This window comes from Agriterribacter sp., from assembly GCF_035444585.1.
Classification (GTDB): domain Bacteria; phylum Bacteroidota; class Bacteroidia; order Chitinophagales; family Chitinophagaceae; genus Agriterribacter.
Genome location: NZ_DAOMOZ010000022.1, coordinates 1 through 26,104, shown reverse-complemented (window position 1 = coordinate 26,104; position 26,104 = coordinate 1). Strand labels below are relative to the sequence as shown.

Genomic DNA, 26,104 nt, shown 5'->3' with positions numbered 1-26,104 from the left:
TACAAATCAATTCATGTAGAACATTGAGCTTTTCGACCCCTAATCTTTGCGAATCCTTTTTATTTATACTAAAACTACACTTATGCACAGAAAGTACTGTTACTGGCGCAAAATTTTCGTCATACTTGCACTGTGGGGATTGCCGTTTTTGGCATTGGCACAGCAGGTCATTACAGGTAAGGTCACTTCCGCTAAAGACCAGGTGCCTCTTGAAGGTATTTCTGTAACCATTAAGGGCACTACAAGGGGTACGTTCACCAGTTCAGAAGGGCAGTTTTCTATTGAGGCTGCAAGAGGAGCTGTACTGGTGATCTCCGGCGTGGGTTACAAAACCACAGAAGTTACTGTAAATGGTCCTACGCTTGCTATTGAACTTGCGGATGAATCACAGGCGCTGAGCGAAGTAGTGGTAACGGCTTTGGGCGTAAAAAGAGAGACAAAGCGGCTGGGATATGCTGTTCAGGAAGTGAAAGGCGCTGAGCTCGACAAAGCAAGAGAAACCAATTTTGTAAGTGGGTTAGCCGGCAAGGTAGCGGGTGTACAGGTAATGAGCAGTCCAAGTGGGGTAGGTGGTTCTGCCCGTGTAACCATACGCGGCGACAAATCGCTCGACATCAATAAGAATCAACCCCTGTTTGTTATTGATGGCGTTCCCATCACCAATGAGCTAACCGGCTCCAGCGGACGCGATTACCAGGAACTGGATTATGGTAACGGCGCTTCCATGATCAATCCGGATGATATTGAAACAATGACGGTACTGAAAGGCGCTAATGCATCAGCACTGTATGGTTCACGTGCTGCCAATGGTGTTATTGTAATTACTACAAAATCGGGTAAAGGCAGTAAAGGCATAGGCGTTACGGTAAATACAGGTATTACATTTGAAAGCCCGCTGGTGCTGCCTAAATTCCAAAGAGTGTACGGACAGGGAAACAATGGACTGTTCAGTTTCAATGACGGGGAAAATGGCGGTGTAAATGATGGTGTTGATGAAAGCTGGGGGCCTAAAATGGATGGCAGCCTCATAGCCCAGCACAACTCGCCCACGTCTAACGGCTTCAGGGGAGGAGATGTTTCTTTGGTTGATGACGGAGCACTTGCTACCCAGGCAGATCTTGACGCACGCGGAACAGTAACGCCAACACCTTTTGTTCCCGGAATGGATCTTAAACATTTTTACGAAACCGGCATTACTAAAAATACCAATGTATCACTGACGGGGGCAAATGATAAAGGAGATTTCAGGATTTCCTATACCCTCCTCGATCAAAAAGGGATCATCCCCAATACCGACATCAAACGCAATACTTTTGCCTTTAACGGCGGCTATAATTTTACACCTAAATTATCGGTTCGTTTAACCGCTAACTATATAAATACTACGAGCGATAATCGCCCCAATCTTACCTACGGCACGGAAAGCATTATTTATCTGTTGCATTGCTGGATGGGACAGCATGTAGACCTGAACAGTTTGAAAGATTACTGGATCCCCGGAATGGAAAACCGCCAGCAGTTCAACTTCAATTACAATTACCACGACAATCCTTATTTCAATCTGTATGAAAACACCAATAGCCAGGATGCGGGAAGGCTTTTTGGTAATATAACCCTGAAATACGATCTAACCGACTGGATCAGCATACAGTTAAGGGGCGGTACCGACTTTAACAGCGAATTGAGAAAACGCCGTCGTGCTTTCAGTACCCAGCGCTTCCCATTCGGCAGCTATCGCGAAGAAAGGGTTCGGAACAGCGAAACCAACTTCGACTTTCTTGTTTCTGCCAACAAAAACATTACCGATAAATTCAGCGTCGGACTAAACCTGGGCGGCAACAGGCAGATCAGCCAATTCAACAACTATGAAGTTACAGCACCGCAATTGCTTATTCCCGGTATTTACAGCTTAAACAATACAAGAGTTGCGTTGGTTAATTCGGTATACGACGGTAATAAAGTGATCAACAGCTTATATGGCGCAGTTCAGTTTGCTTATAACAATTACCTCTTTCTGGATGTTACTGCCAGGAACGACTGGTCGAGCGCTCTAACGCTGCCGGTGGGAGCGGATACACTAGGCAATACGGTTAATTCCTATTTTTATCCTTCCGCTTCATTAAGCGCTATTATCAGCGACATGGTTACCTTTCCTTCGTGGGTAAGCTTTGCCAAAGTAAGAACCAGTATAGCGCAGGTAGGTAATGATACCGATCCTTACCGCTTCTCTTCCAGCTACGGAAGATCTGATCCATGGGGCGATTACCCGGTTTATGGTTCTACCAGCACCTTATTGAACTACAATCTTAAACCAGAGATCAGTACTTCATGGGAAGCAGGACTGGATTGGCGCTTTTTCAACAACAGGCTGGGCATAGACTTCTCTTATTACAACATCAATACCCGCAACCAGATATTGCCATCGGTACCCATATCTATTACAAGCGGGTACTGGAACCGCGTGGTAAATGCAGGGCAAATCAGGAATTATGGCTATGAATTAATGTTAACCGGACGGCCCGTTGACGGTAAAGATTTCAAATGGGATGTAATTGTAAACTGGTCTGCTAACCGCAGTAAGGTGGTTAAGTTCGATGGAGAAATTACCGACTACCAGATGGCGAGCAGACACGGCATTACCATACGGGCCCAGGTAGGTAACCGCATGGGCGACATGTATTCCATAGGATTTAAAAAAGTAGATGATCCTTCCAGCCCTTATTTCGGACAGCAGATATTTAACAGCGAAGGCCGCTTTGTAGGAACCAATGATATAGTGAAGGTGGGTAATTATAATCCCGACTGGCTGGCCGGCATCCGCAATACTTTTACCTACAAAAACCTGAGCTTTAGCTTTTTGTTTGATGCCCGTTACGGCGGACAATTGTTTTCTGAAACGTGGGTAGTGGGGCTGGAAGCCGGACAACTGATAGAAACGCTTGAAGGAAGGGCCGATGGCTATGATCTCAGCAAAGAAGGTAACGGGTTGATTGGTAAAGGCGTTATTCAAAACCCGGATGGAACATACAGGGTAAACGATGTAAAACTTACTGCACGTGAATATCACCAGTCGCGTACAGGTAATCGTGATATTGAAGAGGGCGGTGTATTTGATGCGGATTTTATAAAGCTCAGGGAATTGAGGCTTGGATATTCTTTCTCGCCTAAAATTCTTTCAAGGATCAAAGTGAAGGGATTAAACGTTTCCATAGTTGGGCGGAATCTGGCAGTATGGACTGATGTACCGCACATTGACCCGGAAACCTCGTCGCTGGCCGGCGGTACTATTATACCGGGTGTTGAATCGGTAGGTATGCCAACAACACGGAGCTGGGGCTTCAATCTTGGATTTAACTTTTAAAACCGCCAAAACAAAACAATATGAAAAAAATTAAAAAATATGTATTTGTAGCGGCTATTGGCATGCTACTGATGCCTTCCTGTACCAAAGACTTTCAGGAAAAAAATGCTAATCCCGATGCCATTACAGATGTAACCCCCGACCTCCTTCTTACAGGTATTTTACGCTCCTCAGTTAACCAGATGGTAGATCAAAGCTGGGGTATAGGAAATATTGTTATTCAGCATACCGCCAAGATCCAGTTCGTTTCTGAAGATCGTTATACATGGGGCGACAGAAGCGGACTATGGAACAGTGTATATGACAATATGCGCAATGTACAGCTCCTGTTGTCTCTGGGTGAAAACAACAACGCACCGAATTATAAAGCAGTAGCGTTGGTTATGAGAGCATGGATGTATTCACTGGCTACCGATGCATATGGAGATATCCCTTATTCGGAAGCCACTCAGGGAATAAGCGGTATACTGCAGCCGAAATACGATTCGCAGGAAAGTATTTACGATGGTATTTTGAATGACCTGGAAACAGCAAATGCTACTTTTGACCCGGCAGCGGGTACCCTGGTTGGTGACATTATTTTTAGCGGCGATCTGAACAAATGGAAAAAATTGGCCAACTCGCTCCGCCTGCGCTGCCTGATGCGGATTTCCGATAAAAGAGATGTAAAAGCAGCCATGCAGGCCGTCGTCGCCAATCCTTCATCCACCCCTGTTTTTGAGAACAACAGCGACAATGGAACACTGCACTATCTTACCTCAGCACCCAATCAATTTCCTCTATACACTACACGGTCGGGTTCATTTGACGAGTTTCGCCTGAGCAAAACCTTAGACGAAAAATTAAAAGCGCTCGATGATCCCAGGATAGTTGTATTTGCGCAGCCCACCGATGCAGGCGGTATTTATTCGGGCGTTCCCAACGGATTGAATGAAGTGTCGGCACTTGCATACAATGGCGGGCCCAACAATATTTCCCGTGTAGGCGACCTGTTCTATAAAGGTGCCATTACACCCACCGGGCTGGATGTTGCCAAAGGATATATTATGGGATATCCCGAACTGCAGTTCATTTTAGCTGAAGCAGTAAAAAAAGGATTGGTTACTACGGGAGAAACTGCCCAATGGCATTATGAAGAAGGGATAAAGGCTGCTTTTGATTATGTTGCCACTGCCATGCCCGGCAACTATTTATCCAGAACAGGGGTTGCATACAGTGATGCAAATGCACTGGAGCTCATCGGCACTCAAAAATGGATATCGCTTTTCTTTACCGGACTGGAAGCCTGGTTCGACTGGAGAAGAACAAATATACCTGCACTGGTAGCCGGCGCCGATAATGTAAATAATAACAGAATACCCGTACGTTTCGCTTATCCCCGGAGCGAACAAACACTTAATCCCGATAACCGTAATGCTGCTGTTGGTGCACAGGGATGGAGTGAAGATACCTACAATGAAAAAGTCTGGTGGGATCAGTAGCGATCAAACACTATAATCCTTTTGGGAAACCAGAGGCTGTCGTTAATGGCAGCCTCTTTTTTTACACGGCAAATTAAGTTGCTTAAGAAGCCCGGCTCACTGTTTTCGCTTACATTTGAAAACCTGCATGTTATCATTTTTCATTCCATACAAAAGTTCACAAATCCATTGTTTGCAATGGGGAACCGGCGAAAGACCATTGCTGTGCTTTCATGGCTTTGGTGAAGTGGCTGACAGCTTTATGCTTCTGGCACGGCAAATTGAGAATAAATATACCGTTATGGCTATTGACCTTCCATTGCACGGAGAAACAACCTGGAATGAAGGCATGATGTGCACAACAGAAGATATTATCAATATCATTGACAATATACCGGCCCTCCATAACCAACAGTTTTCCCTGGCGGGATACAGCATGGGCGGAAGGGTGGCACTATCGGTATATGAGCAAATCCCGCAACGCATACAACAATTGATACTGCTGGCCCCCGATGGCTTAAAAATCAACTTTTGGTACCGGCTGGCAACACAAACTGTTTTGGGCAACCGGCTGTTCAGCCGCCTGATGAAAAAACCCGGTATTTTTTTTAATGTTACCAAAGCCCTTAACCGGGCAGGCATGATCAATACAGGTGTATACAATTACGTGCACCAGCACCTCGGTCATGCTGATAAGCGAATGCAGTTGTACATGATATGGACTACCATGCGCAAGTTAAGACCTGCTGTAAAAAATATAAAAGCGCTTGTTCAAAAGAACAATACACCCGTGTTTTTAATATACGGCCGGTACGACAGGGTAATACGCCATAGTACAGGCATTTCTTTTAAAAAAGGTATGGAAGATCTTTGCACACTGCATGTCCTGCCCTGCGGCCACAGGATATTGCACGAAAAAAATACAGCGGCCATCGCAGCTTTATTACAGTAAACACAATTTACCCTAATTTGTGCGCATGATAATCTTTATCATAAGCGTTGCTTTATTGGGTGCTTATTATTTCCTTATACACTATTACCACCGTTCGTGGAAACAGATTCCGGATTTCGGCTACGGTTCAGCAAATGACTTCCCGGCTACAGAGAAAATTTCCGTGATCGTTCCGGCACGCAATGAAGAAGCCGTAATTGAACAATGCATCGTATCCTTATTACAACAATCCTATCCAAAAGAACTGCTTGAAATTATTGTTGTGGATGATCATTCAACCGATGGTACTGCCGGTATTGTAAAGCAATACGGCAAACAAGGCATTCTGCTCATACCACCCCGTGAACAACCAGGCGCCCAACACACCGCCTTTAAGAAAAAAGCCATTGAAGCTGCTATACAGGCGTCTACCGGCACCCTGATCGTTACCACCGACGCCGACTGCATTTTTCACAGAGACTGGATTAAAACCATCGCTGCTTTTCATCAATACAGCAAAGCGGTTTTTATTGCGGCGCCGGTTAAAATAAAACCAGCCAATTCACTCCTTTCTGCTTTTCAAAGCATAGACTTTGCCATTCTGCAGGGTATAACTGCGGCTTCCGTATATAAAAAATTTCACAACATGTGCAATGGCGCCAATCTTGCTTATGAAAAAACAGTTTTCAATGAAGTGAACGGCTTTAAAAACATCGACCATATTGCTTCCGGTGATGATATGTTGCTTATGCAAAAAATATATAGCAAATCCCCCGGTGGGATCGCTTACCTTAAAGCAGCAGCGGCCATCGTGGAAACTTCGCCTGCCCATGACATGAAAGCCTTTTTTAACCAGCGCATCCGCTGGGCCAGTAAAACGGGGCAGTATAACGACAAGCGCATTGTGTTTGTACTTGCACTCGTATATATCATTAACCTGTGTCTTTTTATTTTATTGGCCGGAAGCATAGTGCAGCCCGGTTGGCTGTTGTTTTTTGCAGTGGCTGTTTTCTATAAAACACTTATCGAATGGAACTTTGTAAAAGAAGTATTGAAGTATTTTAATCTTCAACACTTAATGTGGGGGTTCCCTTTGTTCCAGCCATTGCATATAACCTATACCGTTATCGCCGGCTTTTTGGGAAGCTTCGGCAGTTACGAATGGAAAGGAAGAAAGGTAAGATGAGGGGAATGAAAAAAGAGTGGCCGGTACGCGACGAGAGTGTGCACTCCTTTTCTGCTCATAGCCTCTTCGAATTTCGTCCCGCACGTGCAGGATCCGGATTTGAAATTTAAATTTTATTTGTTTCTTGCTATTTGCCTTTTGGTGCTTTGTATACCATTCGGATTTTGAGATTTCGGCTTCGGGCTTTATCATTTGGAAATTTCGCCTTCTCATTTCAGAAATTAGTATTTTACGCCGTGCAAAACGCATCACCTACTTTTTTTCAGTCTGCATGGAAAAGATTGCGGAAAAACAAAGGGGCTGTTTTTGGGCTTTGCATTATTGCTTTAGCCGTATTAACAGGCCTCGGCGCTTATGTGCTTGCCCCCGATCATTCGCCGAACGCCAACAGGATGACCCTGGAAATTGGTGGCCAAAAGCCGGGGTTCAGCATGTTGTTTCTTAAAATACCCAAAGATAAAGCTGTAGAAAAAGCCGGTATCGTTGAAAGACTGCTCAACGGGCAGGAGGATGCGTATGATTATATACCTGTTCGCTCATGGCGGCAGGCCGGCGACAGTATTGTTGTGCAGCAATACATCGATGAAGACATAGAAGAACGGCATTCATATAATATTAAAAACCTGAATGCACATCCTGCCTCACTGATCGTTCATAAAACCTATTGGCTGGGCACCGATAAATTCGGGAGGGATATTCTCAGCCGGCTGATCGTTGGGGTTCGGGTAAGCCTTGCCGTTGGGCTGATCGCAGTTGTCATTTCCCTGTCTATCGGTATCGTACTGGGGCTCGTTGCCGGGTATTATGGCGGCAGAACGGATAACATCATTATGTGGTTCATTAACGTGGTGTGGAGCATGCCTACCCTTCTGCTGGTATTTGCCATTACCCTGGCGCTGGGCAAAGGGTTCTGGCAGGTATTTATTGCCGTTGGATTAACCTTATGGGTAAATACAGCAAGGATCATTCGTACACAGGTAATGAGTATCCGCGAACTGCAATATATTGAAGCGGCAAAAGCCCTCGGCTTTACCAATGCAAGGATCATCTTCCGGCATATACTGCCCAATGTGCTGGGGCCGGTAATGGTAATGGCTGCTTCCAATTTTGCATCGGCTATCGTTATCGAAGCGGGACTGAGTTTTTTAGGCATTGGCGTTCAGCCATCACAGCCCAGTTGGGGACTGATGATCAAGGAAAATTACAATTTCATCATCACTCATAATCCATTGCTGGCCATATCGCCGGGTATTTGTATAATGCTCCTGGTGCTGGCTTTTAATTTATTGGGCAATGGCCTGCGGGATGCGCTGGATGTGAGGGGGAAGTTGTAAGAACAGTGGTAAGTGGTAAGATCGGCTATCGGGTGATCTTTGTGCTGATAACTCATAGTCCGCTGCTGACAGCCTTAGGGTTTTTGGATTTATGGTTTTTAGTTTTTTGTTTATCGTTGTATTTCCTCGGATTTCCCGTTTCGGATTTGAATTTTTCTTGTCATGGTGCGGTACGAACCACCTGTATACAATTTGTTTTTAGTGCTTTGCTAATTACAACGGCCCTACCTGCACATTACGGTTAAAGCTTTCTTCAAGCGATATCAGTGTTTCGGTTCGTTCAATACCTTTAATTTTTTGCAATTCATCGTGCAGCACATGCCGCAACTGGGTGATATCCCTGCATACAATTTCTATGAACATACTGTAGTTGCCGGTTGTATAATTAAGCCTTACAATTTCCGGGATTCTTTTCAGGTCCTTGGCTACGGTATCGTATAAAGAGCTTTTCTCAAGGTAAATGCCTACAAAAGCCGTAATATCATAGCCCAGTTCTTTCAGCTCCACGTTAAGCCGTGTGCCTTTTACGATACCGCTTTCCTGCAGTTTTTTGATGCGTACATGTATAGTGCCCCCGGATACTGAAAGATTTTTTCCCAGGTCGGCATACGAGATCCCTGCATCTTCCATCATAGCCGATATGATCTGCAGGTCTAATTTGTCTAAATTTATTTTTGACGCCATTTTACCCAGATTTATCTACATAATACTACAATTTATTGATACAGGCAGGAAAAAAATAGTTGCTGGTAAGAAAATATTAAAAAGAATCCGGGCAAACCCGCAGTGAAATCAGGATATTAAAGAAACAAAGCAGGAACCACCAATCAGTTTCCGTTACACGAAGAAAAGCTCAATCACGCTCACTTCTCACTTCTCACTTTTCACCTCTCACTTTACACCATTCACTATTCACTTCCTAACTCCATTCCTCCCACTTCTTCTCGTTCTTTTTATTAACCCTGGCGGCAATAATAACGCTGATCTCGTATAAAAGAAAAAGCGGAACGCAAACGATCATCTGGCTTCCCCAGTCGGGTGAAGGTGTAATAATGGCGGCAAGCACCAGCAAAGCTATATATGCATACTTGCGGTAGGTGCGTAAAAATCCCGCTGTAAGCAAACCCACTCTTGCCAGCACCCACGAAGCCATCGGCAGCTCAAAAGCAACGCCCGAACCCAGGGTAATGTCAATAATGGAATCCAGGTAATCATTCAGCATAGGCTTATAATCCAGTATATGCTGAGAACCCAGTGTGTAGTTATACAGGAAATTAAAAGTAAAAGGCGCTAATAAAAAATAACCAAATGCTGCTCCCAGGAAAAAGAAAAAAGAAACCCAGAAAATAATGCCTCTGGTGTGTTTGAGTTCCTGTTCTTTTAATGCAGGTTTTACAAAACGCCAAACTTCCCAGCACAAATAAGGGAATGCTGCTAAAATACCGCCCACCGCCGCAATGGAAATACTCGACATGAATTTCCCACTCACAGTAGTAACCTGTATATTCATTGAAATGGGAGGCATGCATAAAGAATCGCCCATGCCTATATTATGACTTAATGCACAGAACAGTTTGTAAGAAATAAAACCCTCCTGGGTAGGCCCCATGATCACTTTATCAAATATCCAGTCGATATTAAGGAAGATGGTAATGGCAAAAACCAGTACCGCCACTACAGAACGTACAATATGCCAGCGGAGGGCCTCCAGATGGTCTATAAAACTCATTTCCGCGTCATCGGCATCCTGCTGCCCCCTGATCCGTTTGAAAAATGTTTTCCTTTGTGATTCTATTGCCAATGCATTAAAAATTGAGGTAGCAAACCTAACGAAAAAACTGATCTCACCCATAATTGTACCAATCCTCATTTTTATGAGCGGGGAAATAAAAACCGCTATTGAGCCGCTTTAACAATTCGGTTGCAAAACCCAGCCTGGTTTTTTCTCTTTTTCGTTACCCTTTGTTCGCGGTGCTTTTCAATTATCAGTAAATAATACCATAAAAGATGCCTAATCTTCCATAAAAAGACCGGCATACCAGGTAATTTTGCACATATTCAAGTACAATCATGGCAAAGCCCATCTATCCTACTTTTGATATTCACAACCTCATTGCCAACAAATCGCACGATAACCTGTTGAACGCCGACCGGTTCAAAGGATACCTCAGCAGCAACCCACATCTTGAAGTAGCCCATAATCACGCTTTTTATCATTTGGTGTACTTCACGGGGGGCTCGGGCGAACACGTGATAGACTTCGTAACATTCCCCGTCCAAAAAGGGATGATCTATTTTATGCGGCCCGGGCAGATACACAAGTGGTATTTTAATGAAGGGGTAGATGGCTATACCGTAAACTTCTCTTCTACCTTTTTCGATCAGTTGTTCATCAACTCCAATTTAATTGACCAGTTTTCTTTCTTCGATCAAATTGCAGCGCACCAGGTGTTGTTGCTAAAAGCAGAGACACAACGAAAGGTTGAGCAAATTTTTGAAGCGATTTTGTGCGAACAATCCGAAAAACGGGTCTCCTCGAAATTGATGATCGCTACTTTACTGCTGCAATTGTTTTTAACAGTAGAAAGAGAGAACCCAAAAACCATAAAGGAGGAACCTGCGGGTTACAATTCGGTCATCCTGCGCAACTTTCAAAAGCTTATTGAAGATAATTTCAAATCCATAAAGCTCCCGAAAGCGTATGCCGGGTTGCTGTATATTACCCCCAACCACCTGAACGCTTTGTGCAAGGATTACCTGGGCATTTCTGCCGGAGAAGTGATCCGGAACAGGATCATACTGGAAGCAAAGCGCCTGCTGATCAATTTCGATTTATCGGTAGGAGATATCGCACAGGAGCTCAACTTCCCGGATAACTCCTATTTCGTAAAATTTTTTAAAAAATATACCCATACAACGCCGGAGGCTTTTCGAAACAAAAATTACAAACAACATTAAAACAAAATGATGTCAGCACCATTGAACAATAAAAAACCTTCACTCCTGGTAAGCATGTGTAAAACGCAATGCCCGCGCTGCCGCCGGGGTAAAATGTTCACGCACGCTAATCCCTACCACCTGAAACATTTCATGAAAATGAATGAGAAATGCGGGGTCTGCGGACAACATTTTGATCTTGAAGTAGGATTTTATTACGGCACAGGTTACGTAAGCTACGGACTGGCCATTGCCATAAGTGTAGCTACCCTGATATTGTGGGCCGTTACCATAGGGATATCGGTTCATGATTCGAGGGTGCTGTACTGGCTCATTTTTAATGCACTGTTGCTGGTTGTATTACAGCCCTATTTAATGCGCCTTGCCCGCACCATGTGGTTGTCCTTGTTTGTTGGATACGATCCGCAATGGAGCGAAAAACCTGCTGAAGCACCGGAAAGAATAAATGACAGCATTAAGAACAACTGGTAGCAATAAAGCAGGCAGTGTAAATACCCTATAGTTTTAGTAGAATAACTAAAAAGTACCATAATCGAAGTATAAAGCACCACAAATAAAAAGCATCGGAGTGTAGCTTTACAACCTGCTTTTTATACTATTTGAACATAAAAAAAAATACCATGAGTTTAAGATTAGGCGACACAGCACCGAACTTTAAAGCGGTTACATCGAAAGGAGACATTGATTTTTATGAATTCCTCGGGAATAGCTGGGGCGTTCTGTTTTCGCACCCTGCCGACTTTACCCCTGTTTGCACTACAGAATTGGGGCGGACAGCGCAATTACAGCGTGAATTTGACAAACGCAATGTAAGAGTGCTGGCGGTAAGTGTTGATCCGGTTGACAAACATCTTGGATGGATCGGTGATATCAACGAAACGCAAAGCACCAATGTGGAATTTCCTCTGATCGCGGATGATGATAAAACCGTGTCGGGACTATACGATATGATCCATCCCAATGCTTCAGCAACAGCAACAGTGCGTTCTGTATTCGTTATTGGCCCCGACAAAAAGATAAAACTCACTTTAACCTATCCCGCATCCACCGGAAGAAATTTTCTTGAAATTTTACGTGTAATTGATTCCCTGCAATTAACGGCAAATCATAGCGTGGCAACTCCGGCCGACTGGAAGCAGGGGGAAGATGTTATTATATCCACAGCCATAAAAACAGAAGATGCATTAAAGAAATTCCCGAAAGGCGTTAAAGAAATAAAACCCTATTTGAGATATACAGCTCAGCCAGCTATTGATTGATCCTTTTTTATTGCGTACCCCGCAATTTATACGATACGCAGACAGGAATTATTGATACATCACAGTAAGGGAAGATGAATTCATAGGAAGATCGAATGCGGAATATAGCAGTATGTTCCGCATTATTTTTTCGCCATGCTTTTTAAATCACGCCGGCTCATCTCCTGTTCAACTGCTTATTATACATTGCAGCCTTATCATTGTTGCCTAACCTTGCTGCAGCCAAAGCAGCACCTTTAAGACTGTTCCTCCGGTTGGGGCACCGTTTCAGGCTGGTTTCATAGGCATGCAGGGCCTCCCTGTTCTTTCCGAGGGCCAGCAACAGGTCGCCCTCCAGTTCCCTTGCAGGGATCACTTCACCCGGCGTTACCGGATGTTTTTCTGTACCATCTTCCATGTCAGCAGCTTCCGACATTAGCGCTATGGCTTCTTTCTTTTTCCCGCCGGCATAACTGATCCATGCTTCTGCCGCTTTTACCTGCACAAGAACCTGGTTGGCCTTATAATCATCTTTTGCATTCAGTAACACCGACTGCAATGAGCGCAGGCGCTGTAGATCTTCCCCGGCTGCTGTAAGCTTTCCGGTATGCACTGAGCCCAGCACCCGGGCAAAATGCACAATGGCTTTTTCCCAGGCATATTTATCGCTATTGAAAGCAGCAATAGCAGTATCCAGTTCGGCAGCCTCTTCCCAGCGTCTCAGTTCGAGGGCGTAACGGGCCGGTATAGCTGCAGTTGCATAGCTGGCCGAAAAGTTTTCGGCTAAGGAGCCGGCGATGGTGCCCAGGTAATCTACCTGCATTTTTGCAGCGCTATCCTGCCCGTTTTGCAGGTAGGCGTATACGAGGTAATCCATGGCATGCAGTTCCGATCCCGGGTGCACTTTCATTTTTAAGCTTGCGGCATAGCACCTGGCCGCATCAGCCGAAGCAAGGTTCGACCGGATGGCTTCGTCCCATAACCCCAGCCGGGTAAAAATATGCGATGGCATATGCAGGGCATGAGCCGACGACGGCGCAATGGAAGCATATTTACGCGCTGCCGGTAAAGCTTTTTCGGCCAGTTCGGGATAATCATACGTATGGATGATATAATGTACAATACCCGGATGATCGGGTTGCCCGGGATAAAGCGCATTGAGGATTTCACCGGCTTTTTTTTGATGCGCATATGTTTTATCACGGGGATCTGCTGTAGCATCCAGTGCCAGTGCATAAAATATGGCCGCTTCTTTGTCGGCGGGGTTACCCACATAAATTTTTTCCATCGCTTTCTCATAATGCTCTGCCCTGGTACGGTGATCCTGCTGCTCCCGGTTATGGAAGAAATCATAGATCGCGTTTATATATTCATTCTCCCTTTTATTTTTACCTTTCAATGAAGCTGCGATCTCACTGGCTTTGGCGCCTTTCTCCAGTTCATCCTTATTGGGCGGGCTCCAGAGCGGGTGGAAGTTGCTCATGGCCACCCCCCAGTATGCCATTGCACAGTTGGGGTCCATATCAATTACTTTGGCAAATGCTTTCTCGGCCTCTTCATATTCAAAAGAATGCAGCAGGGCCAGGGCGAGGTTAAAGCTGTCTTTAACTTCCCGGGTGGCCAACAATGCAAAAGCAACATTACCAAACTGCTCCTTTGCCGGGCCGCAAGTCAAAATATCTCCTCTGCGCAGGTCGGTAATAGATGTGATGTTTACTGCCTGAGTGGTAGAGTTTTTGTTTTTACAGGCTGGTATTGCAATGCCCGCCAATGCCAGGAAGAATAAATAAGGCGCTTTCATTTTGCTGATTTGAAAGATGAAGAATGGTCTGCCTGCCAATACATCCAGCAGCCGTGAAAATTCCGGGGGAGGCTTTATAACCCTGCGTAAGATCCATTATCCAAAGCAGGTAAAGTTAATACAATTTTGGGGGGAGTTTGTATGGTCCCTGCTTTTACATTTACGGATATAACACCCGAAATTTTAATCCTCATTGCAGAAATTGATGAATTCAAAGGCGCATGGCGTGCCCTGGGACAATTGGCTCCTGCGCAACTCACTTCGTTGAACATTCTTCAGGCCCGCTAAAGAGGTCCCGAGCGGATTCGAACCCGGTGCGTAATCGGATTAAAAGCTATAAATTGCTACAAAAGGTTACAAAAGGTTACAGTTCGACCCCTGTAGCTTAACATGAAAGCCTTGATTAAACGAAAGCTTCTGTAGTTGTTTGTACCAACATTATTGGATAACTTTTGATGGTGATTGATATGGGTATCGTCATTACATAACGACGATTTTATTAAAAACTGTACCCTATTCTGTACCCTATGGAGGAAATAAAAATCCCCAAACGCTTTTCTGTATTGCATTTGGGGCTACTTATTGGGTGGTGTGGGGCGGGATCGAACCGCCGACACAAGGATTTTCAGTCCTTTGCTCTACCGACTGAGCTACCGCACCGCAATGCTCCTTTCTTTTAAAAGGGGCAGCAAAAATAGGGCTTTCCGGTTTAACAGCGAAAAATAAACCATAAAGTTATGGTTTTCTGTATTTCTAAACGGAAGGAAGGTGTAGGGTGTAAGGCCTTATACCCTATACCTTATACCTCTCCTGCTACATTCCGTACTGATTCAAAAACTTGATGCGCATGATCTTCAACTGCTCCCAGGTAAAGTTCCCCTCGCTCAGCTCCTGCTGGGCTACCTGCAGGGATGAAGTTTCGCAGTTTTTAAAATATTCCAGTATATCTTCCTGGTCGTATTCGTCAACCATTTCTCCTATGGCGTAGTCAAGATTAAGCTTGGTGCCACTGGCAGCAATAGCTTCCATTTCTTCCAGCAAGGCATCCAAACGCAGGTCCTTGTTTTTGGCAATGGCCTCCAGAGGAATTTTTTTATCGGTTTGCTGTATAATATACACTTTCAGCCCGCTCTTGTTCACCACGCTCTTCATCACAAAATCATCGGGGCGTTCAATATTATTTTCTTCTACATAGCGGGCGATCAGCTCTACGAACGGTTTCCCATAACGCAATGCCTTCCCTTTACTTACCCCCTGGCATTTTTCAAGCTCGGTTACGGTGGTAGGATACAAGGTTGCCATATCCTGCAAAGAGGTTTCCAGGAAAATTACAAAGGGCGGCAGTCCTTTTTTCCTGGCCTCCTTTTGCCGTATTTCCTTCAGCATTTCAAACAACTTATCATCCGTGCCCCCCGCCGATGCCGATTCAGCTCCATCATCATCATCTGCATCTGCTTCTTCAAACAAATTGTTGAGCACGATCTTAAATGATGTGGGTTTCTTAAGGAACTTCTCGGCTTTAGCGCTCAGCTTCAGCACGCCATATTCTTCAATATCCTTTTGCAGCAAATCTTCCAGCAGCATTTGCCGTATCAGGGAATTCCAGTAGTACGGAGGCTGATCATTTCCTATCGCAAATTCATTTATGGCTCCATGGCGGTACATATTGATCTGCGGTGTAAGCCTGCCAATGATAATGTTCACCACATAATCCGTAGCGAAACGTTCGTCTAATTTTTTCACTACTTTCAATACCTTCACCGCATTATCTTTGGCTTCCACTCTTTCTTTCGGATGCAGGCAGTTATCGCAGCTCCCGCAATTTTTATCGCCATAATCTTCACCAAAATAACTCATCAGCACTTTACGCCGGCAAACGCCTGTTTCGGCAAAAGCCACGGTTTCATTGATCAACTGGGCGCCCACTTCTCTTTCGCTCAGCGGCTTATCGCGCATCAGGTGTTCCAGCTTTGCAACATCCTTATGCGAATAATACAATATACACTTCCCTTCCAGTCCGTCGCGGCCGGCACGGCCGGTTTCCTGGTAATAATTCTCAATTGATTTTGGAATATTATAGTGGATCACAAAACGGATATCGGGCTTGTCAATACCCATACCAAAAGCAATGGTGGCTACGATCACCTGCACATCTTCATTCATGAACAGATCCTGCCTTCCCGCCCTCAGCTTGCTGTCGAAGCCTGCATGGTAAGCCACAGCCTTAATACCGTTCGCTACCAGTATATCTGCCAGTTCTTCCGTGGTTTTACGGTTAAGGGTATAAATGATACCGCTTTTCCCTTTCATGTTTACAATGAACCGCACAATGCTTTTAATGGTTTGATCCTTGCTGATCTTGGGCTGTATTTCGTAATACAGGTTGGCGCGGTTAAAAGAAGAAATAAATATTTTAGGGTCATTAAGACCGAGGTTCTTTACGATATCGCTCTGTACTTTAGGCGTTGCGGTTGCGGTAAGCGCTATAACCGGAATGTTGGGATTGATCTCTGTCATCATTTCCCTCAGCCTGCGGTATTCCGGCCTGAAATCGTGCCCCCATTCAGAAATACAATGGGCTTCATCAACAGCAAAAAACGAAAGCTCCAGGTTGCGGAAAAAATCAAGGTTCTCCTGCTTGGTGAGCGTTTCCGGCGCCACATACAACAACTTGGTATCACCGTTCAGCAGGTCGTCGTGCACCTCCTTTATTTCTTTTTTGTTTAAAGTGGAATTTAAAAAATGTGCTACATTGTCTTTGCTGCTGTAGCCCCGAACCAGGTCAACCTGGTTTTTCATTAATGCTATAAGCGGTGAAACAACAATAGCGCAACCGGGACTGATGATGGCAGGAAGCTGGTAGCATAAACTTTTGCCGCCACCGGTTGGCTTTATAACAAAGGTATCATTGCCTGCAAGCAGGCTTTCAATGATGGTTTCCTGGTTCCCTTTAAATGAATTAAAGCCGAAATATTCCTGCAGGCTGGCTTTAAGGTCTATGGTTTTTTTTGCTGCTCTGGTTTTGCTGTTTCCTTTATTTTTCCTGGTTGGGGATCCTGCTTTTGCAGATGGCTTTTTTGTTGCTGTTGGCATGTCTGTCTGTTTTCCTTCGCACCCTAATGATTCCTTATTGTGTGTTTTAAAAAAGTGAACGAAGTTACTATATTAACCGCTATCACGAAAGTTAATATACACTTATGTGAGGGGTTAAGAATGTATTTAATTAAATTTCATAAGTTATGAAATATACGGCATATAAAAAAATATAGGGCCCCCTTTTGTAAAAAAGTGCCATTGCAACCCCTTGTTTTGTTAACCAGTATTTTTAAATTAGGTTTGCGGAAACTACAAATGAGATCAACTGATATTCAGGCAATTGCCAAACGAACAATCTTACTGGAATCGGAAGCCGTTCAACAATTATCCGGATTTATCAATGCGCAATTCGAAGAAATTGTAAAAAAAATCGCGGCATGTACAGGAAAGGCAGTGATCAGCGGTATTGGCAAAAGCGCCGTTATAGCCCAAAAAATCGTGGCCACCTTTAATTCAACAGGAACCCAGGCTTCCTTTTTACATGCGGCAGACGCTATACACGGCGACCTCGGGATGGTACGCGAAGACGATATCATATTGATCATAAGCAAAAGCGGTGAAAGTTCAGAGATCAAATTGCTGCTGCCTCTTATAAAAAACTTTGGTAATCCTGTTATTGCAATGACGGGAAACCCTGATTCTTATCTGGCTGCAAACGCCGATTATATTTTAAATACAACGGTTGAACAGGAGGCCTGTCCCAATAACCTGGCGCCCACCACAAGTACAACTGCGCAACTGGCAATGGGTGATGCGCTTGCGGTTTGCTTAATGGAATACAATGGCTTTACAAGCGATGATTTTGCCAAATTTCACCCCGGCGGTATGCTGGGCAAACGCCTGTATTTAAAAGTAAGTGACCTGTTTATGAAAAATACCCGCCCGCAGGTGCAGGAAAACAGCAAACTAAAGGAGATCATTGTAGCCATCACTCAAAACCGCATGGGCGCCACTGCTGTTATAAAAGACGGAGTCATTGCCGGAATTGTTACAGATGGAGACCTGAGGCGCATGCTTCAAAAAGAAGAGAACTTATCGGGCATTACGGCGAAAGATATCATGAGCAGGCAGCCGAAATGTATTGAAGAAGACCAGTTGGCGGTGTCGGCGCTGGATATGATGAGAAAAAACAATGTAAGCCAGTTGCTGGTAACCCGCAACGGACTTTATGCAGGAGTGTTACATTTGCATGACCTGATACGGGAGGGGATCATTTAATGACCGGATTGGTAAGTTCATTGAATGGCAGGCGTCATAACCATTGAGAAAAGATTTTTTACGACTTTAATACTTCAGGAGCAGTCATGAATAAAAATCATTACGTAGCCATTATGGCCGGTGGGATCGGAAGCCGGTTTTGGCCCATGAGCAGAACGGCTTTACCCAAACAGTTCCTGGATATTTTAAATACGGGTAAAACGCTGATACAGGAAACCTTTGACCGCTTTTCGGATTTTATACCAAAAGAAAATATATTCATTATTACTTCCGATGAATATATTCCCATTGTAAAAAAACAATTGCCCGAAGCGATTCCTGAAAATATCCTGGGAGAGCCATCGCGCAAAAACACTGCGCCGTGCATTGCTTATATCTCCTATAAGCTCAAAGGTATTAATCCCAACGGATGCCTGATCTGTGCGCCCTCTGATCATTTGGTGCTGGAGCATATTGCGTTTAAAAAAGTATGTTACGAGGCATTGAATTTTGTTCGTCAAAACAATGCCCTCCTCACTTTGGGCATCAAACCCAACAATCCCAATACAGGTTACGGGTACATACAAATTGAGCAGTATGAAGTGAGTGATAATGTTTATAAAGTAAAAACGTTTACAGAAAAGCCCAGCTTGGAAATAGCAAAAACATTTTTGGCCAGTGGCGAATTCCTGTGGAATGCCGGTATTTTTGTGTGGAAAGTAAAAAACATAATCCAGGCATTTGAAAAATACCTCCCCGAGATCCATGAACTGTTTACAGCAGAAGAAACTGCATTGAATACGCCTGCAGAAAAAAAAGCGATTGCAAGGATTTATCCGCAATGCACCAATATATCCATTGATTATGGCATTATGGAAAAAGCAGATAATGTGTATCTCATCCCTTCCAGCTTTGGATGGAGTGACCTGGGAACATGGAATTCGGCCTATGAAAACATGGAAAAAGATGAAAACGCCAACGCTGTTTCAGCCACCAATATTATGCTCTTTGACGCAGAAAAAAACATTGTTACTGCAAAAAAAGATAAGCTGGTGGTATTGCAGGGACTCAAAAATTATATTGTAATTGATACGGGCGATGTGCTGCTGATCTGCGACAGGAACAAAGAGCAGGAAGTAAAGGAATATGTTTCACAGATCAAGATCGCCAGGGGCGACAAATATCTTTAGAACAATCGGGTTGGCGATCAGGTGTCAGCGATCAGCTATCAGGTGTTGTCACCAACTACGAATTCCAATCGCTCATACCTGAAAGCTGACTGCTGAAAGCCCACCTGTTCATGTTGCGATGTTTTTCTGTGTTGCAAATACTATGAAAGGGCAGTGATGAGCCCCTTAATAATTGCTCCTGCTTTTACCGCTTCAAAAATCCTTGCTTCACTGCTGCCGTGCTGCAAAACAGATTGCTCATGCGAGGATACGCACATTTCGCAACCGTTGATGGCAGAAATAACAAGGCTCACCAGTTCAAAGAATTCCTTACCCAGCAACGGGTTCATCATCACGCTCATTTTAATTCCCGCAGGCTGGTTGTTGTAAAAATCCTTTTGCATGAAATGCCTGAACCGGTAAAATACGTTATTGGTATTCATAAGCGAAACGATCGCGGTAATTTCCGCTATTTCCGCTTCACCGGCTCCTTCTTCTTTTGCCTGGCTGGTAAAGCTTTCTTTGAGCAGGTCAAATTTTTCATTGATCGCAACGGCCAATCCTAATAATAAAGCTTCTTTTTTGTTCAAATACTGTGTGTTGTTCAATGCATTGCTTACATTGATCTTGAGATCTTTGATATAACGCGGTGCGGCATTTGCCAGCGCCTCCATATTTACAGACGGTTCATGATCCTGCAACTGCAGATCATTCAACAGGTTATTCAAAGTTTCATTTTGTATTGCTACTGTTTCAGACATGCTATTTTATTTTTAATGGATAATACAGCGGGCGAATTGCCCGACATTCACAACTCACAACTCACCATTCACTACTCACTACTCACTATCCTAATTCAAATTCAATTGTCTGGTCAGTGTTTCTTCACCTTTCTTCCAGTTGCAGGGGCATAGTTCGTCTGTTTGTAATGCATCCAGCACCCTAAGCACTTCCTGCACATTACGTCCAACGTTCAGGTCATTTACGCTCACCCAGCGGATGATGCCCTGCGGATCTATAATGAATGTGGCGCGATAGGCTACTTTTTCATCTTCAGTTAAAATTCCCAGCGCTTCAGCAAGCGATTTGGAAGTATCGGCAAGCATGGGAAATTTTAATTCACGGAGATCAGCGTGATCCTTTCTCCAGGCCAAATGAACAAATTCAGAATCGGTAGAGGCACCGATCAGCACGGTATCCCTGTCGGCAAACTCACTGTTCTTTTTATTGAATTCCGCTATTTCGGTAGGACATACAAAAGTGAAATCCTTAGGCCACCAGAACAGCACGGTCCATTGATCCTTGGCAGCAGCGTAATCATTGGTAACGTCAATAAATTCCTTTCCTTTTTCGGTTGATACAACGGCTTTTTTTTGAAATGCGGGAAGCATACTCCCTACGGATAATACACGATTGCTCATATTTATTTAAATTAAATTTTTTTACAACGAGTGAAATAAACGCGATCAGACTTTTCTATGGCAGGAAATGCGGCCGGTTGGAGCTTATCGTTGGTGGTGCAAATGTACTTCAAATAACTATAGGCGTTAATAATGATTACTTATGTCCGTATAAGTTATTTCTATGAGCATAAAGTATAGCCCGGTTCCTGATTCATAACGATTACCTTAGCCACTTATCTAATGGTTTTACTGTTGATGAAGTTGTCCTGTGCGGATCAATAAGCATTTTGCTCAATGCTTTAGCCAATAGAGGCCCACATAAAAATCCTTTTGTGCCCAACCCGTTAAATATTGCCGCAGACGGCATTGCAGGATGAATTCCTGCTAAGAACTGTTGGCCCTCAGTGGTGGGCCGTTCTGCCACAACATGATCAACTACCTTAAAAGGAACAGTGAGCCATTGACGCAGCAGCGCTTCTGTTTGCATGCGCCAGCCTGGATCGGGTGATAGATCACTGAACGCCCACCGGTAATTGCTGCCGCACCACCATAGATCTTTAGCAGCAGGCACCAAACGAATGCCGTAATGATATATGTAGGAGCCTGGCAGATCCGGAACGGACAACAATAGTGCTTCACCCCTGTTTCGGGTAAAGGGCAGCTTTTTAAAAAGAGGATTGTTTATGGCTTTCGCCCCTTCGCAGAAAATAATTTTCTCAGCCCGTATCTCTTTAAAAGCCACACCTCCGGGTGCTATTACGCATTCATCAGCATGAAAGAATTCCTCTTTAAGAAGATTTTTGCTTTTCAGAAAACCAGACCAGGCCGATAATAATTGTTCAGCATATATTTTCCATACCGGCGCTACCTTAACTACATCATATTTACTGGCAAAGGAACGGTTCACCCGTGCAATATCTTCACGGCCCGGCGGGTGTACATATCCGGAAGAATACGATCGTGCTTTTTTGAATAGTTCCTTTTGTCTTTCACCATGAAAAACCAGCATGGACATTTCTTTTATTAAAGAAACGCCAAGATCCTTTTCCAGGTCCCTGTATGTTTGCAGCGCGGTGGAAATATAACTTTCATGCTCATGCACTGTTGTCCACCGGTTTACATTTATGGGATTAATAATGGCGCCGGCAACCAGGCTCGCTTTTGAAATATTATGTGGTTCATCTATAAGAAAGAAGGATCTGTCCTGCTTCCAAAATTCATAACTCAGCAATGTACCCGCTATACCCTGGCCTATAATAAGGTATTGAGGATGCATACAAAATGATCAACTGATGATGTAGAGTTTGGCGTAGTTCAACATGATCTTTTTCTCACCATTGTGCTCAAATTTTATAAGCGCAACCGGGTTCTGGGCACTACCTTCAACTTTTATTACTTCGCCAAAGCCAAATTTCTGATGCTCTACTTTTTGTCCCGCCTGCAAACCCGAAATATCACTCGCTGTAAAGCCGGGTGAAGGCTGATGCTCTTTGAGCTTGTTCTGAGGCCGGGGACCAATATAAGCCGGGGCAGCATCCTTTTTTTTACCGGGCGGAGCCCCATATTGCTTTTCGGCCTGCCAGGCGGTTGACCGCGACGTATCACTGAAGGCGCCTCCCCTCATCCGTTCAAAAGCAGAAGTCCGTAACCCGTTCCGGGCACCGCCTCCCGCAAAGCTCCTGTCTAAATATTCTTCAGGTATTTCATTGATAAAACGGCTGGGTTCATTTTGTATAAGGCTACCGAAACGGTAACGCGAATTGGCATGTGTGATCCACAGCTTTTGCTTTGCCCTGGTAACTACCACGTAAAACAACCGCCTTTCTTCCTCCAGCTCTTCGCGGGAATTGATGCTCATGGCATTGGGAAAAAGGCTCTCTTCCAGTCCCGCTGCAAACACACAACCAAATTCCAGTCCTTTTGCGGCATGTATGGTCATCAGTTTTACTGTATCGGCATCGGCATTTTTATTATCGGCATCCGTTAATAAAGTAATTTGCTGCAGGTAGGCGCCCAAGCTTTTGTCTTCGGGCTCCGGTACTTCGATAATCTCATGCGCATCCTGACCAGACTGTGTATTTACTTCATTTGCCGATGCTGCAGGAACATCATCAGCCGGCGCCGGCTGACCGGCTGCCATTTCATCTTCGTTCGCCTGGAGGGAATCGCTTTCTACCCATTCCTTAATGGAGTTCAGCAATTCCTGTATGTTCTCATATCTTGCTACACCTTCGGTGCTTTTATCATTGAACAATTCTTTTACAAAATTGGTTTGCTTGCCTACATGCACGGCCACTTCGTATGCATTTTTGTGCTGCAGCATGCTGGAAAAACTCCTGATCATGAGCACAAAATTTTCAATAGATTCCAGTATACCCCCTTTATAACCAAACTCCCGGGCACGTTCCAATACCTGCCAGAGCGAGATGTTATTTTCATTGGCCGCTAATATGGCCCTGTCTACAGAAGTTTTACCGATCCCTCTTGCGGGGTAATTGATGATCCTTTTTAAGGCTTCTTCATCATTAGGGTTTACCAGCACTCTTAAATAACATATATAGTCCTTGATCTCCTTGCGCTGGTAAAAGCTGATGCCCCCGTAAATGGTATATGCGATGCCCATGCGCCGCAAGGCTTCCTCAAAAGCACGGCTTTGCGCATTGGTACGGTACAGGATGGCAAAATCCTTGTTGTTAAAATGATTGCGCAGCTTTTGTTCCTGTATGGTATCCGCTACGAACTTTCCTTCGTCATTATCGGACATGGTGCGGACCAGCCTTATTTTTTCGCCGATCACATTTTCGGTAAATAAAGTTTTTTCGATCTGCCCTTTGTTGTTGCTTATGATTTCATTGGCTACATTCAGGATGTTTTGCGTGCTGCGGTAATTTTGCTCCAGCTTCACCACTTTTACATCATCATAATCTTTCTGGAACTGTAAAATATTCTGGATGGTAGCGCCCCGAAAACTGTATATGCTTTGTGCATCATCGCCCACCACGCAAACATTTTCGTGCATGGCGCCCAGCAGCTTTATGATCTCGTACTGAGCCGGGTTGGTATCCTGGTATTCATCAATCAGTATGTATTTGAATTTGCGCTGGTATTTGCTCAACGCCTCAGGAAAATTTTTAAGCAGCTCATACATTTTTATCAGCAGGTCGTCAAAATCCATAGCGCCGTTCCTGAAGCAGCGTTTGGTATAGGCATCAAAAATTTTTGCAATGGCCGGCCGGTTGCTGCGCAGGTCTTCCTGCTGAATACCATAATCATTGGCATATTCTTCGGCATTTACCAGCGCATTCTTTGCGCTTGAAATGCGGTTGTATACCGTGGCAGGCTTGTAATGCTTATCGTCTAGATTCATTTCATTTACAACAGCCTTTATTACGCTTTTGGCATCATCCGTATCATAAATGGTAAAATGGCCGGGATAGCCCAGGCGATGCGCCTCACCGCGAAGGATGCGCGCAAATACGCTGTGAAAAGTTCCTATATATAAATTGCGGGCTTCATTATTGCCAAGGATGTGCTCTATTCTTTCTTTCATCTCCTTTGCCGCCTTGTTGGTAAAGGTGAGCGCCAGGATATTAAAAGCATCCACGCCGTTGGCCATTAAATGTGCAATACGGGTTGTAAGCACTTTGGTTTTGCCACTGCCTGCACCGGCAATGATCATCAAAGGGCCGTCAATATGCAACACGGCTTCTTTCTGCCTTTCATTCAATCCTTTTAAGTAATCCTGCATGGGTGCAAGGTAAGAAAAGGATCAAAGCCGGAAAAGTTTGTGCAAAAAGCAGCAATGAAAAAAATCCGGCAGGTAACAAAAAAATGTGCGCAGCCGAAGCCACGCACATTAACAGCGTATCCATAGATCGAAAAAATAAATTATTATAGTAATTTAAAAGATTAAGCCGCCTGGTTTTTTGCAAACATATTTTCCAGTTTCCGGGCAATGATCATTTCTGTAGCGGGATGGATCTCAGGGTCCCTTGCGTCTTTTAATATCGCAAAGCGGTCAAGCCCTTCATCCCATCCGAAAATACAAACGGGACTGTTGTTCACGCTCACACGAAAACGCAGTTTTTCCATTCCATTTAAAAAAGATGTTGCCTTTACCATATAAGGTTTGCCTTCTGCTATGATCTCAAATATTTCTGTTACTGTTTTCATATCCGTTTTTTTTGATGATTTGATTATCTCATATTTTGCAAGAAACAGGCCATAATCTTTTTTTGTCATGTAAATCAACACAAAATCATGGTTATCAATGCATAATAACAATGGCCATTTTCATTTCCATACCAGCGCTCGTTGTTCGTCAGTAAAATAAAACCGGGGAAATCCGTGGAAAAAAACCATCATTTCAAAGATCCGTTAACAATATTTTATAAACGCCGCTTAATAAACCGGTTAACCCTTTTCTGTTGTAAATTTGCATCCTGTCTTCAACCTCTGCCATAGAGGATGTACCCATACAAGCAGTATTCAACAATTGCTTCGTCTGTAACTTTAAATATTAATATAAATGCGTAGATCTCATGCAGGAAGTAATCCTGACGTTGTATTGATAGGAGCGGGCATTATGAGCGCAACATTGGGTGTAATGCTGAAAGAGCTGCAGCCCGACCTGACCATACATGTAATAGAGCGGTTGGATACTGTAGCTGCCGAAAGTTCTGATGCCTGGAACAATGCCGGCACGGGGCACTCGGCTTTTTGTGAATTGAATTATACTCCTCAAAAAGAAGATGGAAGCATTGATTGCAGCAAAGCGATAAAAATTGCAGCCCAGTTTGTTCAAAGCAGGGAATTCTGGACTTACCTGATAGAGCAGGGATATATCCGCCATCCCGGAGATTTTATCCGTTCCATTCCGCATATGAGCTTTGTACAGGGAGAGGAAAATGTAACTTACCTGAAAAAACGCTTTAAAGCACTCACTCAATATGAACTGTTTAAGGATATGC

20 protein-coding genes and 1 tRNA gene are annotated in these 26,104 nt (G+C 44.1%); 11 read left to right on the top strand and 10 right to left on the bottom strand.

What is annotated here, in order from left to right:
- Window positions 1–82 precede the first annotated feature (82 nt).
- From PLH26_RS04110 to PLH26_RS04090, 5 genes are all read left to right on the top strand, one after another.
- Window positions 83–3,361, top strand: a complete 3,279-nt coding sequence (locus PLH26_RS04110) for a SusC/RagA family TonB-linked outer membrane protein (protein ID WP_324584719.1) — start codon at window positions 83–85, stop codon at window positions 3,359–3,361.
- A 20-nt stretch (window positions 3,362–3,381) separates the two neighbouring features.
- Window positions 3,382–4,842 carry a SusD/RagB family nutrient-binding outer membrane lipoprotein gene (locus PLH26_RS04105; RefSeq protein WP_324584718.1) on the top strand — a complete coding sequence of 487 codons (1,461 nt, stop codon included), beginning with the start codon at window positions 3,382–3,384 and terminating at the stop codon, window positions 4,840–4,842.
- A 172-nt stretch (window positions 4,843–5,014) separates the two neighbouring features.
- Entirely contained in the window at window positions 5,015–5,773 is a 759-nt protein-coding gene (locus PLH26_RS04100) for an alpha/beta fold hydrolase (RefSeq protein WP_324584717.1), read from the top strand.
- 25 nt (window positions 5,774–5,798) lie between these two features.
- Window positions 5,799–6,938, top strand: a complete 1,140-nt coding sequence (locus PLH26_RS04095; RefSeq protein WP_324584716.1) for a glycosyltransferase — start codon at window positions 5,799–5,801, stop codon at window positions 6,936–6,938.
- Between the two features lie 236 nt (window positions 6,939–7,174).
- Window positions 7,175–8,272, top strand: a complete 1,098-nt coding sequence (locus PLH26_RS04090; RefSeq protein ID WP_324584715.1) for an ABC transporter permease — start codon at window positions 7,175–7,177, stop codon at window positions 8,270–8,272.
- A 213-nt stretch (window positions 8,273–8,485) separates the two neighbouring features.
- Here the strand turns inward: PLH26_RS04090 and PLH26_RS04085 are convergent, their stop codons facing one another.
- Both PLH26_RS04085 and tatC read right to left on the bottom strand, forming a co-directional pair.
- Complete coding sequence (locus tag PLH26_RS04085; protein ID WP_324584714.1) at window positions 8,486–8,956, bottom strand: Lrp/AsnC ligand binding domain-containing protein; 471 nt, start codon at window positions 8,954–8,956, stop codon at window positions 8,486–8,488.
- Between the two features lie 235 nt (window positions 8,957–9,191).
- Complete coding sequence (tatC, locus tag PLH26_RS04080) at window positions 9,192–10,142, bottom strand: twin-arginine translocase subunit TatC (RefSeq protein WP_324584713.1); 951 nt, start codon at window positions 10,140–10,142, stop codon at window positions 9,192–9,194.
- Window positions 10,143–10,342: 200 nt separating this feature from the next.
- Between tatC and PLH26_RS04075 the strand changes: the two genes are divergently transcribed.
- The 3 genes from PLH26_RS04075 (at window position 10,343) to PLH26_RS04065 (ending at window position 12,489) form a co-directional block, all read left to right on the top strand.
- Window positions 10,343–11,230 carry an AraC family transcriptional regulator gene (locus tag PLH26_RS04075; RefSeq protein WP_324584712.1) on the top strand — a complete coding sequence of 296 codons (888 nt, stop codon included), beginning with the start codon at window positions 10,343–10,345 and terminating at the stop codon, window positions 11,228–11,230.
- 21 nt (window positions 11,231–11,251) lie between these two features.
- Window positions 11,252–11,701 carry a DUF983 domain-containing protein gene (locus tag PLH26_RS04070; RefSeq protein ID WP_324584711.1) on the top strand — a complete coding sequence of 150 codons (450 nt, stop codon included), beginning with the start codon at window positions 11,252–11,254 and terminating at the stop codon, window positions 11,699–11,701.
- 149 nt (window positions 11,702–11,850) lie between these two features.
- The gene (locus PLH26_RS04065) at window positions 11,851–12,489 is read left to right on the top strand and encodes a peroxiredoxin (RefSeq protein ID WP_324584710.1); all 639 of its coding nucleotides are present in this window, start codon (window positions 11,851–11,853) and stop codon (window positions 12,487–12,489) included.
- A gap of 157 nt (window positions 12,490–12,646) precedes the next feature.
- Here the strand turns inward: PLH26_RS04065 and PLH26_RS04060 are convergent, their stop codons facing one another.
- The 3 genes from PLH26_RS04060 to recQ all read right to left on the bottom strand — a co-directional run bounded on the left by PLH26_RS04060 (window position 12,647) and on the right by recQ (window position 17,362).
- Entirely contained in the window at window positions 12,647–14,269 is a 1,623-nt protein-coding gene (locus PLH26_RS04060; protein WP_324584709.1) for a tetratricopeptide repeat protein, read from the bottom strand.
- A 587-nt stretch (window positions 14,270–14,856) separates the two neighbouring features.
- Window positions 14,857–14,929, bottom strand: a tRNA-Phe gene (locus tag PLH26_RS04055).
- Between the two features lie 153 nt (window positions 14,930–15,082).
- On the bottom strand, window positions 15,083–17,362 hold the full coding sequence (recQ, locus tag PLH26_RS04050; protein ID WP_324584708.1) for a DNA helicase RecQ: 2,280 nt from the start codon (window positions 17,360–17,362) through the stop codon (window positions 15,083–15,085).
- A gap of 258 nt (window positions 17,363–17,620) precedes the next feature.
- Here recQ and PLH26_RS04045 point away from each other — a divergent pair, with 258 nt between their 5' ends.
- Window positions 17,621–18,583, top strand: a complete 963-nt coding sequence (locus PLH26_RS04045; RefSeq protein ID WP_324584707.1) for a KpsF/GutQ family sugar-phosphate isomerase — start codon at window positions 17,621–17,623, stop codon at window positions 18,581–18,583.
- A gap of 86 nt (window positions 18,584–18,669) precedes the next feature.
- Window positions 18,670–19,752 carry a mannose-1-phosphate guanylyltransferase gene (locus PLH26_RS04040; RefSeq protein WP_324584706.1) on the top strand — a complete coding sequence of 361 codons (1,083 nt, stop codon included), beginning with the start codon at window positions 18,670–18,672 and terminating at the stop codon, window positions 19,750–19,752.
- Window positions 19,753–19,892: 140 nt separating this feature from the next.
- Here PLH26_RS04040 and PLH26_RS04035 read toward each other — a convergent pair whose 3' ends face one another.
- From PLH26_RS04035 to PLH26_RS04015, 5 genes are all read right to left on the bottom strand, one after another.
- Complete coding sequence (locus PLH26_RS04035; protein ID WP_324584705.1) at window positions 19,893–20,492, bottom strand: carboxymuconolactone decarboxylase family protein; 600 nt, start codon at window positions 20,490–20,492, stop codon at window positions 19,893–19,895.
- Between the two features lie 90 nt (window positions 20,493–20,582).
- Window positions 20,583–21,152, bottom strand: a complete 570-nt coding sequence (locus PLH26_RS04030; RefSeq protein WP_324584704.1) for a peroxiredoxin — start codon at window positions 21,150–21,152, stop codon at window positions 20,583–20,585.
- Window positions 21,153–21,354: 202 nt separating this feature from the next.
- Window positions 21,355–22,410: an NAD(P)/FAD-dependent oxidoreductase gene (locus PLH26_RS04025; RefSeq protein WP_324584703.1), complete on the bottom strand. Its 1,056-nt coding sequence runs from the start codon at window positions 22,408–22,410 to the stop codon at window positions 21,355–21,357.
- A gap of 9 nt (window positions 22,411–22,419) precedes the next feature.
- Complete coding sequence (locus tag PLH26_RS04020) at window positions 22,420–24,882, bottom strand: ATP-dependent helicase (protein WP_324584702.1); 2,463 nt, start codon at window positions 24,880–24,882, stop codon at window positions 22,420–22,422.
- Window positions 24,883–25,043: 161 nt separating this feature from the next.
- Complete coding sequence (locus PLH26_RS04015; RefSeq protein WP_324584701.1) at window positions 25,044–25,307, bottom strand: hypothetical protein; 264 nt, start codon at window positions 25,305–25,307, stop codon at window positions 25,044–25,046.
- 355 nt (window positions 25,308–25,662) lie between these two features.
- On the opposite strand from PLH26_RS04015, the gene PLH26_RS04010 reads away from it, so the two are divergent.
- Window positions 25,663–26,104 (top strand): malate:quinone oxidoreductase (locus PLH26_RS04010; protein WP_324584700.1); only part of this gene is annotated, 442 nt, incomplete at its 3' end.